The organism is Photobacterium sp. TY1-4, from assembly GCF_025398175.1.
In the GTDB taxonomy this organism is placed as follows: domain Bacteria; phylum Pseudomonadota; class Gammaproteobacteria; order Enterobacterales; family Vibrionaceae; genus Photobacterium.
Window position 1 is genome coordinate 1,910,100 of record NZ_CP099734.1, and the last position, 12,916, is coordinate 1,923,015.

General features: G+C 51.8%; 11 protein-coding genes. 4 read left to right on the forward strand and 7 right to left on the reverse strand.

The genetic code is table 11. From position 1 onward, the window contains the following. Position 1: 1 nt before the first annotated feature. Positions 2-1,135 carry an efflux RND transporter periplasmic adaptor subunit gene (locus tag NH461_RS09095; RefSeq protein ID WP_261600052.1) on the reverse strand — a complete coding sequence of 378 codons (1,134 nt, stop codon included), beginning with the start codon at positions 1,133-1,135 and terminating at the stop codon, positions 2-4. A 718-nt stretch (positions 1,136-1,853) separates the two neighbouring features. On the opposite strand from NH461_RS09095, the gene NH461_RS09100 reads away from it, so the two are divergent. Together NH461_RS09100 and NH461_RS09105 are read left to right on the forward strand one after the other, a co-directional pair. Next, a complete protein-coding gene (locus NH461_RS09100; RefSeq protein ID WP_261600053.1) occupies positions 1,854-2,327 on the forward strand; it encodes a cell division inhibitor SulA in 474 nt (157 codons plus the stop codon). Between the two features lie 212 nt (positions 2,328-2,539). Then, on the forward strand, positions 2,540-3,943 hold the full coding sequence (locus NH461_RS09105) for a basic amino acid/polyamine antiporter (protein WP_261600054.1): 1,404 nt from the start codon (positions 2,540-2,542) through the stop codon (positions 3,941-3,943). A gap of 118 nt (positions 3,944-4,061) precedes the next feature. Here NH461_RS09105 and NH461_RS09110 read toward each other — a convergent pair whose 3' ends face one another. The 5 genes from NH461_RS09110 to phnW all read right to left on the reverse strand — a co-directional run bounded on the left by NH461_RS09110 (position 4,062) and on the right by phnW (position 9,996). After that, positions 4,062-4,466, reverse strand: a complete 405-nt coding sequence (locus NH461_RS09110; RefSeq protein WP_261600055.1) for a hypothetical protein — start codon at positions 4,464-4,466, stop codon at positions 4,062-4,064. 420 nt (positions 4,467-4,886) lie between these two features. Next, entirely contained in the window at positions 4,887-6,125 is a 1,239-nt protein-coding gene (gene glgC / locus NH461_RS09115) for a glucose-1-phosphate adenylyltransferase (protein WP_261600056.1), read from the reverse strand. Between the two features lie 421 nt (positions 6,126-6,546). Further along, positions 6,547-7,356: a phosphonoacetaldehyde hydrolase gene (phnX, locus tag NH461_RS09120; RefSeq protein WP_261600057.1), complete on the reverse strand. Its 810-nt coding sequence runs from the start codon at positions 7,354-7,356 to the stop codon at positions 6,547-6,549. Positions 7,357-7,444: 88 nt separating this feature from the next. Next, a complete protein-coding gene (locus tag NH461_RS09125) occupies positions 7,445-8,845 on the reverse strand; it encodes an aspartate aminotransferase family protein (protein WP_261600058.1) in 1,401 nt (466 codons plus the stop codon). Beyond that, on the reverse strand, positions 8,842-9,996 hold the full coding sequence (phnW, locus tag NH461_RS09130) for a 2-aminoethylphosphonate--pyruvate transaminase (RefSeq protein ID WP_261600059.1): 1,155 nt from the start codon (positions 9,994-9,996) through the stop codon (positions 8,842-8,844). Before phnW ends, NH461_RS09125 begins: the two co-directional genes overlap by 4 nt. A gap of 268 nt (positions 9,997-10,264) precedes the next feature. On the opposite strand from phnW, the gene NH461_RS09135 reads away from it, so the two are divergent. Next, positions 10,265-11,278: a putative 2-aminoethylphosphonate ABC transporter substrate-binding protein gene (locus tag NH461_RS09135; protein ID WP_261600060.1), complete on the forward strand. Its 1,014-nt coding sequence runs from the start codon at positions 10,265-10,267 to the stop codon at positions 11,276-11,278. A gap of 157 nt (positions 11,279-11,435) precedes the next feature. On the opposite strand, the gene NH461_RS09140 is transcribed toward NH461_RS09135, so the two are convergent. Beyond that, positions 11,436-11,594 carry a hypothetical protein gene (locus tag NH461_RS09140; protein ID WP_261600061.1) on the reverse strand — a complete coding sequence of 53 codons (159 nt, stop codon included), beginning with the start codon at positions 11,592-11,594 and terminating at the stop codon, positions 11,436-11,438. Between the two features lie 243 nt (positions 11,595-11,837). On the opposite strand from NH461_RS09140, the gene NH461_RS09145 reads away from it, so the two are divergent. Further along, positions 11,838-12,914 carry a putative 2-aminoethylphosphonate ABC transporter ATP-binding protein gene (locus NH461_RS09145; RefSeq protein WP_261600062.1) on the forward strand — a complete coding sequence of 359 codons (1,077 nt, stop codon included), beginning with the start codon at positions 11,838-11,840 and terminating at the stop codon, positions 12,912-12,914. Positions 12,915-12,916 lie beyond the last annotated feature (2 nt).

The following is a 12,916-nucleotide window of genomic DNA, read 5'->3' on the forward strand; positions in this document are numbered from 1 at the left end:
GTCACTCCTGCATCGCATGTACAGGATAACCATCACCTAACGATCGAGTGCCTGAAACCGCAATCTTATCGCCCCGAACAAGCCCGGACTTCACATGGATACTATCCCCAACAGGATCACCTAAGGTGATGATTCTCTGTGAAACCGTGCCGGTATCTTGATCATAGAGCCAGACAAACGATGTTTTATCAGTTGTCGCAAGCACGGCATTTGCCGGGACCAGCAACAGATTAAATTGTGCGTAGACCACCGAGTTGGTCGGCACCAGCAAAGTGACCTGACTCGGTTCCTGCGGCAGCTCATAAATCACGCGACCTGTCATCCCCGGACTGATACTGGCTCCTTCCGGCGCCTCAAAGCCGACAGTGACCTCAAACGTGCGAGTAATCGGATCAGCCATGCTGGAAAAAGACGTGATCTTAGCCGGAATCATCTGTCCCGGTAATGTGCTCAATTCAACATGGATGTGAGAGTTAATTTCTAACTCATCAATGGTATCCACGTTTTTTCCACGCACCCAGTCCGTTTCAGACACATGAACCTTCATTTCCAAAGCATCATCGCCTTGCAAGATCAACACCGTTTGCTTGGCCTGAACATTGGCATAGTCTTCAACCACTTTACGGGCAAGACGCCCGGTAAATGGCGCCCGTAAAATAGTATCGTCAAGAATTTTATTGGCTTGACGAAGGCTCGCTTCAGCAACATCCAGGTTTCGACGCGCAATGTCCAACTGTTGTTTCGTCACAGCTTTTCGTTCAAACGCCACCTGGTAGCGATGAAAATCAGTTTGCGCCGCGCTGCGTTCCGCACGCGCCCGATCACGCTCTGCTTCATAAGTCGTCGGATCCAACGTCGCCAGGACAGTCCCCGCTTGAACTAACTCTCCTTCAGTAACCGGAAAGTCGATAATCCGCCCGGGAACTTCAAAAGCCATGTCAGCTTGCTTGACCGCAGCAACACTCCCGGGAAATTTAAAAACCCGGTTAGCTGAATTCTCACCCACCATAAATAATTTAACCGGCCTGGAAACCATCGCCTTGGTTTGTTGTGGCGCTTGCTCACATGCCGTAAGCATCGTTGCAGCAAGCAACAACATAGAAACGGTTTTAAAACGTAAGTATTTGTCTGCCATTCAGCTCTCCGCAATACCGTACTGAATTTGGGAAGGGACAAGCGCTAAGGCATGGCAAAGCGCTCCCGTCATCATGTTTTTTTCTCTCAACGAGCAGTTACCACCATCATGAAAATCGCTCGCAAGACGAAAACAAAACACCACTACCTCGTTGCTTTACCTGTTGGTTCAAGCCGGCATCACCACCTGAAAAGCAGCATATGATTGAAGTGATTCGGCGGGATTATAGCAACCAGACGATTTTACACAACACACGTTATGTTAATTTTATTTTATTGCGGAAACGACAGTATTGATTCGAATCCGGCAGACTTTTCACCGGCCTTCACTCACCCAACGCACTGCGAAATCAAGAAAGCAAGTGCCGTTGACTGTTAAGTTTGACGGCACATTTTGCGCCATCCACAGAGCCGATTATCACTGTTCAGTACTGTATATCCCTGTATAAACCAGCCCACCAGCAACGTGAATCACGTCAAAGTTTGAATACTCAAAGCAAAATAATTCAGGTCCTTACCAGGGCTGAAACAAAAACAACGAATCAAATAAAAATAATTAATATCAATTAGTTAGGGATAAACAAAACCTCTCCAAACCCAGCGATAGCGATTTAACCTCTAGGCGGTTTTGCCACAAAAAAGCTTGCATCCCTGCCTGAATAAAACTACTGTATAGACATACAGCATGTACATATAACCACTGGTAAGGATGACAAACGATGACAACGTATTTCGATAACTCGCAATCAGTCACTGCATCTCAGGTTTACAAATCGACTTGTGCAACGGCCGCTCACTCGCCGTCATCTGTTCAGCCGGTGAACTGCCCGATTGAAGTCTGCTTCTCAGACGAAGCACAGGCCCAATTAGCGTACTTTTTGCGATTGCTCAAACAGGCCAGCCAGCAGAGTCGCTGGATCATGTTTATCGGGGAAGAGGCGTTAATCGATAAGCAACTACTAAAGGGCGCCGGCATTGATACCAACAAAGTGCTGCTGCTCAAAAACAAAAAAGGCATCTCTGACGAAGCCTTGATGGCAAAAGCGCTGAGTAGCGGGAATTGTAGTGCTGTGATTGCCACCGGCAGGATCGACACCTTTGAGCGGGAAGACATTCGTCACGCGGCGGAATCAAGCGCGAGCTATGCCTTTGTAATTAATCGTGAATTTAAAAATAAAGTTACCCTTCACTAACCTTGTTCAACTTTTTTGCATACACTTGTCTAACAATAAAATTCCAATCACCAGCGATTCTGTTGGTGGTTCTGCATTGAACTCACATTACTGGATTTAATGACTAATTATTGAGCCATTTTTAGTGATATTTTCATGATTAATACATTTATTGCGATATAAAATACAATCCATGATTGGATTTATGGTTTTTTCAACCGGAATATTGCAACATGGAAAAGAAACTTGGCTTGGGGGCATTAACCGCTCTGGTTATCGGCTCGATGATTGGCGCCGGCGTCTTCAGCCTTCCACAAAATATGGCCACCGTTGCCAGCCCGGCAGCAGTGATCATTGGCTGGACGATCACCGGGATCGGGATGATCTTTCTCGCGCTGGCTTTTCAATACTTATCACGACTGAAACCGGACATTACCAGTGGGGTGTTCGGCTACGCCCAAGCCGGCTTCGGTGATTTTGTCGGGTTCTGCTCCGCCTGGGGCTACTGGCTCAGTGCGATGCTGGCGAACGTTTCTTACCTGGTCATTGTCTTCAGTACCCTGGGGATGTTTTTTGATCATCCCGATCAAATCCTGTTTGGTGAAGGCAATACCTTGCTGTCCGTCATTGGCTCTTCCGTCCTGCTTTGGCTGGTCCATGCGCTGGTACTGAAAGGCGTGCAAACCGCCTCGGCGATCAATGTTCTGACCACCATTGCCAAACTCATTCCACTGTTCCTATTCATTGTGTTTGCCTTTATTGCCTTTCGCTGGGAAACCTTTCTCTTTGATTTCACCGGACTGCAATTTGGTGCGGAACATGATCTACTGGCTCAGGTCAAAGGCACCATGCTGATCACAGTTTGGGTCTTTATCGGGATCGAAGGCGCCGTCGTGGTGTCCAGCCGCGCCAAACACCGCAAAGATATCGGTCGAGCAACCATTCTGGGGTTACTAACCGCCCTAACAATCTATGTGCTGGTCACAGTGCTTTCCATGGGGGTCATTTCCACCCCGACGCTCGCGACTTACCAAAATCCATCCATGGCCCGAGTGCTGACAGAAATTCTCGGCCCCTGGGGCGCTGTGCTGATTGGTTGCGGGCTGATTATTTCGGTCTGCGGCGCTTTTCTCAGTTGGACGGTTCTGGCCTCAGAAGCGCCGTATCTGGCAGCACGTGAGCATATGTTCCCACGCGCATTTCGCCGTGAAAACCAGGCCGGCAGCCCGGTGGCATCACTTCTGCTGACCAACGGGAGTGTTCAGGTCGCGCTCATTTTTGTGGCTTTCGCCGGGAGTACATACGACATACTGTTGGTGATTGCTTCCGAGATGATCCTGGTTCCTTACTTCCTGGTTGGTGCCTACACCCTGAAGCTGGCGATTCAACAAGGCGAACGCGGAGCACTGCTCTGGGTCGGGCTGGGTGCAACCCTGTACGGTGCCTGGTTACTGTATGCTTCCGGTCTGAACTATCTCTTACTTTCGGCTCTACTGTACCTGCCGGGACTGTATTTCTATATCCGGGCCAAGCGGGAACAAAACAGGGGGCTATTCACCAGAAAGGAAAAGGCAGCTGCGGGTGTGCTCACCGTCGCAGCCGGGTGTGCCGTGCTGTTGCTTTATCAGGGCATATGATGCCTGAGCTCTTGGATATTCAGCACTTGGATACCCAACGCGTAGATGCAAACAAGCCAGCCGTCGATTCGGCTGGCTTGTTTTCACGATTGATGCGATATCCGTCGGTTTCAACACCTTATTGCTCGACGAGCATCGCGCGCAGCACTTCCCCGCTCTCTGAAGCCAGAATGATCTTGCATTCTGCTCTTTCTTCAATGTAATCGAGCTGTTCGCTGTCGAGCGCGTATGGCAGGGTGATCAGCAGCTCCTGAATCCGCTCCTGCCGAGCCAGCCGAATGAGACGGATCAGATTATTGGTATCGCTGGTACTGGTGGAAAGCACTTTCAGTGCCTGCGCTTGTAGTTTTTCTGAGTCTGACAGACCCTCGGGGAGCGCAGAGGTCCAGGATACCGTCAATGATGGAATCAATGCCTTCAACGCATCAATCAATGTCAGCCGGTATTGACAGGAGGCAGATAAAAACGATGTGTAATTAAACACGACGCCACTGTCTTTTGAGATTTCAATTGGTGTATCCATAACCATCCCTAAAGAAACGTGACCTCGACACACTGACAAGACTCAGTATCTCACTTGGTCGGTTGCCGTCTGCTTTATACTTAAAGAACACTTCCCAACTATACGTTTTACTGGATGCTGAGGAATCTTGGATTTTAGAAAATTTGCGGTCGATCTTACTTTTGGGTCAAGAAAACCAAACACAAAATATTTAGCACACAATTGATTAACATCAAAAAAACCGTAAAAACAAAAGATTCACCCCATTCATATTGATTTAACTTATGTTTTTTCGGCGTTGATTGCGCTGAATAAAACCACAAACACCCCCTATTCGCAAAAGAGTTTGTATAAAACAAGACGTGTATCACGCCCGTTTCCCGATGAAATTCATCACCTTTTTCGGTCAAACCTGCAGCCAATGATGCGCCTCAGGCATCATCACTTCAGCTGGTCCACTTCGGGAAATTGATAAGATGACGGGATCACGACCACGCCCTGTTCGGAGATCTGAAACCGTGCTGCATCCTGCTTTTTGTTCACCCCGATCACGGTCCCGGCAGGAATGGTGACATGCTTATCGACAATACAATTTTCCAGGTGGGCATCTTCTTCGACCGTGACCCCTTCAAATAAAATACTGTTGATCACCACCGCGGCATTGTTCACCGAGACCCGTGGAAACAGCACCGAGTTCTGCGCCGATCCCCCGGCGATCACCACGCCATCAGAAATCATCGAGTTGATGAAGATCCCTTCATTACCGGTGGCGGACGACACTGTTCTGGCCGGCGGCAACTGTGGCTCATACGTGCGTATCGGCCAGTCTGGCTGATAGATATCCAACGGCGGCTGTACCGCCAACAAATCCATATTGGCCTGATAGAACGCATCAAGCGTCCCGACATCGCGCCAATACGCATCCTGGCTCACCCGCCCCTCTGCACCGCCGAACTGATAGGCGTAGACACGTTCCGAATCGATCAAGCCGGGAATAATATCGTTGCCAAAGTCATGGCTGGACTGCGCATTGATCGCATCCCGCTCCAGCACCTCAACCAGCGTGTCCATCGAGAAGATATAAATGCCCATCGAGACCAGGCTTGATTGCGGTTTGTTGGGAATACAAGCAGGCTGCTCCGGCTTTTCCTGAAACGCAATCACCTGGTTCTGTGTGTTCACTTCCATGACACCAAATGCACCGGCATCTTCACGGGGCACTTCCATGCACGCCACCGTCAGGCCAGCCTGCGTCTCTTTGTGATGCTTCAGCATCGGCGCATAGTCCATTCGGTAAATATGATCGCCGGAGAGCACCACCACATACTTCGCGCTGCTGCGCGACAACAAATACAGGTTCTGATAAATCGCATCGGCCGTGCCCTGATACCAACTTGCCCCGGTGCGCATCTGCGGCGGAACCGCGGTAATATATTCCCCCAGTTCCGGATTAAAGACCGACCAGCCGTCCCGCAAGTGCTTCTGCAACGAGTGAGACTTATACTGAGTCAAAACCAAGATTTGCCGTAATCCGGAATGCAGACAGTTGGTCAGGGTAAAGTCGATGATGCGATATTTTCCACCGAACGGAACCGCCGGTTTTGCCCGGTTATCCGTCAGCGGTGACAGACGCTTCCCCTCTCCGCCAGCCAGAATGACAGTCATCGTTTCATCTTTCATCAGACATCCCCTGTATCGTCAATCAATGTTCCGTGTTCAACCATGGCCCGACAGCCCGCCAACTCTCTCAAGCCGTATCCTGTGCTATAGAGCATCCAGCAATTATCAGGCCAACTCGATTAACGGATGCGCATCAGCCCCCGAAGTTGACATCCAGCGCCCGGATAGCCGGTGTCCGCCCGCATCCGGCGACGGCTATCACACTTCGATTCCGATCAACCTCCAAACCTTGTCGGCTCAAAGCGCCTTTATTCACAACCGAACCTGAAACCGCAGCGCACCAAACAGGTGCAGCCCCGCGCAGATGCACCAACTTCATCCGTCCCGGCCAGAAAACAAAAAAGCCTTTGCACCATCATCATGCAAAGGCTTTTTGAGTCTAGTCGGGAATGCTCAGTATTGAGATGAAATCACAGGTCTTTTACGGGCGTTCACCGTTTGCCAGACGTTGCTCAATGTCGGCAATAACCGCAGGCAAATCCGCAATGGTATCAATCTGGTAATGAGCACCCGAGTGCGCAAAGGCATCCTGTGCTTTCACCCGAGCCGCCGCCAGCGTTGCTTCATCCGCCACTTCAAACTCAGCCTGGGTCAGGCCCGCTTCATTGCCAGACAGCAGCAAGGCAACCGTCCACATCCCGGCATTCAAGCCTTCCGTGATCCCCGGCACCGAGTCGTCCACTTTCACACAGGCTTTCACATCGCTCACCGCCAGTTCCAGCATGTTTTGCAGCAACATATAAGGCGCCGGGCGGCCACCCGCTTTCAGATCATCGGTGGCAACCGCACAATCCGGGCTGTAACCATTGGCTTTGGCTGCCGGGAGCAACGCATCCAGCACCACACGCGGATAACCGGTACATGAGCCGATTTTCAGCCCCTGCGCGCGTAAGCCATCGATCACGGCTTTCGCTCCGGGGATCAAATCCGCATGCTCGCCGACTTTCTTCACCTGCAGCGGCATGAAAGTCTGGTAGATTTTATCAATGTCTTCGTTTTGCATCGGGCGACCAAATTTGGTTTCCCAGCGCGCCGCGACTTCCGGCAGTTCGCCCACAGCTTTGATATGATCCCACTTACCCAGACCCATCGGAACCCGGGCTTCTTCCAGGCTGATCGCAAAATCATATTCGCGCTTAAATGCTTCGACAAAAATGGTGGTCGGGGCAAAAGAGCCGAAATCGACCACAGTGCCGGCCCAGTCAAACATAACCGCTTGTAAATGTTGCATCTGATGTCTCCTCATCCTTCGTAAAGATGTGCCACGTTCTGCGTCTGCGCTAACCGGCACACCCGAGTCATTGTTGTTGTGGTTCAAATTAGTTTCTGGCAGCGTCGGCTTCACCAATTGCCTGCTCGACGATATCCAACGCCCGGGCAAGGGCGTCGCGACTGATAATCAGAGGAGGACTTAGCTGTAAGACGTTACCCTGTGACACCTTAAAGCTCAGCCCCAGCGCCAGACAGCGATACATCACCTGCTCGGCAGCCGCTAAAGCGCGTTCTTTCGTGTCCCGATCAGTGACCAGCTCAATCCCCCACAACAGACCCATGCCACGCACATCACCGATCAGGGAGAATTTCTCTTGCATGTGCATCAACCGCTCGCGGACATACATCTCATCGGCTTTGACCTTATCGAGCAGGCACTCCTGCTCAATCACCTCAATCGTCGCCAGCGCGGCAGCGCAACAAACCGGGCTTTTCTCGTGGGTGTAATGTCCCAGTGAAACCTGTGAAGCAGTGTTGTATCGATCTTTGGTCAGCAGCGCAGCCAGCGGGACGACTCCGCCGCCCAGGCCTTTACCGATACACAGAATATCGGGCTCAATACCGAACGCCTGGTGGGTAAACCAATGGCCGGTGCGTCCCATGCCATTGGGAATATCATCCATGATCAGCAGCACATTGTGCCGATCGCAAATCTCCCGTACCCGCTGCCAATAAGCCCGGCTGGGCACCTGAACGTCTGTATTGCGAATACCTTCGGCGATAAACGCGCCGATCCCGCCTTCTTTTTCAATCACATACTCAAGATAGTCGGCGTAGTGAACATCGCTGCCGTCCGGGGAAGGCAAGGCTCCGCGATAGCTGACAGCCGGTGGGATCCGCTCCACCCCGGCCATCAACGGCCCCATCCCCTCACGGAAACAGGCTTCGCCGCCGACCGAAATCGCATCCATTGAGGCGCCATGAAACGAATCCCACAGCGACACCACCTTGGCATTACCAGTGACAAAACGCGCCAGCTTGAGCGCCATGCCAATCACTGACGTGCCTCCCGGCGCAAACAACACCCGGTTCAGCTCCCCTCCGGCAATTTCGGTTAAACGGCGGGCACAATCGATCGCCGTCTGATTGGTAAAGCGCCGCGGAGCGAAGGGCAAAGTGGCCAACTGTTGCTGCACCCGTTCAACCACATGCGGATGACCGTAGCCCAGCTGATGGACGTTGTTGCCGTGAAAGTCCATATAGCGCTTGCCGGCCGCATCTTCGAGATAGATCCCCTGCGCGCCCACCAGCGCATCCAGACACGGAGTCGACATTGCTTGGTGGAGAAAATAACGGCTGTCCTCAACCAGCATGGCACGGGTATTTTCATCAGCAATGGTCTGGTTCCAGGCCGCGCGCGCCAGGGAGGTATTGGTATCCCCTTCGCTGCGCAGGGATTGCTCGGACAAGCCCGGTCGGTCGGGCTCGTTCATCGGCAAAAAACTCATGCCTGAGGCTCCTGCGTCCCGGCTGCAATGCTGCTCTCAGCATCATGCTGCCAATACATGGCGGTGCCAATGGCATCAATCAGGCGATGGATATCCTGGTTGTAAACTTCGCCGATATTGCCGATCCGGAAGCAGTCTGCATTGGAGACTTTCCCCGGATAAATCACGAAGCCCTTTTCTTTCAGCAGGTGATAAAAGGTTTTGAAGTCATAGTCCGGATGCGCCGGTGAATAAAATGACGTAATAATCGGTGAGTGTAGCGATTTATCAAGCAGACAGCGGAACCCCAAACGTTCCATCCCATCGACCAGAATTTGCTGATTGCTGTGATAACGCGCATAACGGGCTTCCACGCCCCCTTCCGCCAACAGTTCCTGCAGTGCCTGGTGAAAAGCACGTACAGTATGGGTCGGTGATGTGAAGCGCCATTTTCCGTGATTTTTTTCCATGCACTGCCACTGATCATACAGATCCAGCGTCAGCGAACGGGCACGGCCCTGACATTGTTCCAGCTCCGCTTGTTTGGCCAGGACAAAACCAAATCCCGGAACGCCCTGGATGCATTTGTTGGCGGAGCTGATCAGAAAGTCGATCCCCAGCGCACCAACATCCAGCGGGATCCCGCCAAAGCTGGACATCGCATCGAGGATCATCACTTTGCCGTGCGCTTTCACCAACTCACACACCGGTACGACCGGGTTCAGCATGCCCGTCGTGGTTTCGCAATGCACCATGGCCACGTGGGTAATGGCCGGGTCTTCGGCCAGAATATTCTCCAGCGCCTGCATGTCCGGTTGCGCCACTTCACCCAGCTCAACAATATGGTGCGCAATATTCAGGTATTGGGCAATCTGACCGATCCGCTCGCCGTAGGCCCCATTGTTGATCACCAGCAGTTTGCCATCGGCCGGGATCACCGAGCCGATCGTCGCTTCCACCGCGGCGGTACCGCTGCCCTGCATCAGCACACAGGTATAGCCATCCTGAGCTGTCGCCAAGGCAACGAGTTGCTGGCGAATCACCTCAACAATGCCTTTGTTATAGTCATCATCCCAGGTACACCAGTCTTTCAGCATCGCCTCACGCACGGTACGGCTGGTGGATAATGGGCCCGGGGTCAGCAGCAAGTATTGATTTTCTACAGTTTCCATCTTTTGATTCTCATTCTGGACTATACCAATTTGACAAAAACTATAGCGAGCCAAGTGAATTGCTGTAAATCCCCCCACCGTAGACTTAATAAAACTTTCATAAACGGCAGTGAATGACCCAAACATGAACAGCATGTCGCAATTAACAACTCACATAACTGTTAGCAAACTGACATCTGAAAATCATTGAATTGTCATAATTGCTCCCTAGCATCTTCCATGTCGAACCAATCTGGTACATACCAAAAATACTCATGGAGAATGAACAATGAAGCACCGTTGGATGATTGCGCCTCTGACTGCGATTGCCGCCCTATCTGCGACCTCGGCGTTTGCCGCTGAGGAACTGACGGTTTACACCGCCTACGAAACAGACATGCTGGCCAAGTTCAAAAATGGATTTGAAAAAGCCAATCCGGATATCAAAATCAAATGGGTTCGTGACTCAACCGGGATCATGACCGCCAAGCTGTTGGCTGAAAAAGCCAACCCGCGCGCCGATGTGGTTTGGGGCCTGGCTGGCTCTTCAATGGCCCTGCTGAAAGATGAAGGGATCCTGAAGCCTTATACGCCAGCCGGTCTGGATCAAATCCGCCCGAATCTGATTGACCCGGAGCAGGACAAAGCCTGGTTCGGCAACGACGCCTTCTTCAACGCGGTCTGCTTTAACGAAATGGTTGCCAAAGCACAGGGGCTGCCGAAACCGGAAAGCTGGCAGGATCTGCTGAAACCTGTCTATAAAGGCCATATCGCCATGCCGAACCCGGCCTCTTCCGGCACCGGCTATATGCAGGTTTCCGCCTGGATGCAGTCGATGGGTGACGATGCGGCCTGGGACTACATGGAAAAACTGGATAAGAATATTGCCCACTATACTCACTCGGGCTCCAAGCCTTGTGTTCAGGCCGGGATGGGTGAAGTGGCGATCGGTATTTCCATGGCGATCCGTGGCGCGAAACTGAAAACCCAGGGCGCACCGATTGATATCATCATGCCGACCGGCGGTGTGGGCTGGGAATCGGAAGCTGTGGGCCTGGTGAACACTAAATCGGATGCGGCGAAGCGCCTGGTTGACTGGTCATTGTCGAAAGAAGCCAATCATTTGTACAACGCCTTCTACCCGGTAGTCGGCCACAAAGCGGTTAACAAGCCGGTGAAAAACTATCCGGATGTCGAAAGTGCCATGGTGAAAATGGATTTCTCGAAAATGGCGGTCAGTCGTCAGGACGTGCTGAAAACCTGGTCTGCCAAGTTTGACGCCAAATCTGAGCCACGCTCGTAAGGGTCAGTAAAACCGGTGTGACGTGAGCACAAGAAACAAGAAAGAGTGATGGTGAACCGCCATCACTCTTTTTGTATCTCAATCTGAATAGATGTCAGGGTAAATTTTGAAAGAAAAAGTCCCCAAAGTTGATTCGGATTGATCAATCTGCATCCCGCTAGTGCTGCTTTTCGTGCAGGGTCGCCTCTTCGTTTTCGGGCAGCACCGCTTGCTCTTGCTGCTCCCACCTCGCATCCAGTACCGCCAGTTCCTTCTTCATTTCCGACAACTCACGTTCCATATACGAAATATTTCGAATCAGCATTTTCCTTTCCATCACTTATTCCTTATTAGATTAAGCTCATGTGGATGGTAGCAAATTGAATGGATTAAAACGCGGCTCTCTATTCAATAATCTTTTTTCACGCCAAGTAAAAAAAGTTCATTCAGGTCAAGTTAAGTATTGACCCGATGACAGAAATTTACCACCAGGAGTGTCTTTATTTCGTCAAACAGCTGTCATTGAAGTGTAACTGTCCGCGCGTATGTTTGGTATATACCAAACAAATCGAGCACTCCCATGAAGACTTATCTGAAGATTGAACATCTCAGCAAGCAATATGGCCAGTTTACTGCGCTGACCGACATCTCTCTCGACATTCATCAAGGCGAATTCATCTGCTTCCTCGGCCCTTCCGGGTGCGGTAAAACCACCTTGCTGCGGGCCATCGCCGGTTTGGATCTCGCCTCTTCCGGTACCATCACCCAAAACGGTCAGGACACCACTTTTCTGCCGCCAGAGAAACGTGATTTCGGCATTGTCTTTCAGTCCTACGCCCTGTTCCCGAACCTGACAGTTGCTGAAAACATCGGCCTGGGACTGCGAAATCAGGGCAAAAGCATCAAAGAAGTGGATGACATCGTCAACCACTGGCTCAATCTCATCGGCCTGCCCGACGCCGGAGTGAAGTTCCCCAACCAGCTCTCCGGTGGCCAACAGCAACGCATCGCGCTGGCCCGGGCCCTTTCATTATCCCCAGGATTGTTACTGCTTGATGAACCTTTGTCGGCATTGGATGCAAAAGTGCGCGGCCACCTGCGGGAAGAAATCCGTCGCCTGCAACGCCAGCTGGGGATCACCACCATCATGGTGACCCACGATCAGGAAGAAGCCCTGGCCATGGCCGACCGCATTGTGGTGATGAACCACGGCAGTATCGAGCAGGTCGGCACTCCGGAAGAAATTTATCAGCAACCGGCATCGCGTTTTGTCGCTGACTTTGTCGGGAACATGAACTTCATCACCGGCTCCGTCGTCAGCAATACCCAAATCCGCATCGGGGAAACCCTGTTGCCAAAACCGGCCGACTTCCTCAAGCGCGGTGACACGTTTGAGCTCGGCCTGCGCCCGGAAGATCTGCATTTTGCGGATATTGGTGAGTCCAGCGAGGCCAGTTTTCCAGTCATGGTTGAAGATCTGGAATTTCAGGGCACCTTTGTCCGCGCCGAATGTAAATTGCAGGGAGAGCACCATGCGCCGACACTTCGGGTCGATGTGCCGATCCGTGAACTTCGCCGCCTGGCCCTGCAACGCGGACATTACCACCGGGTAAACCTCTCGAAGAAGCACACACACATCTTTCAGGCGGGGCAGTAACT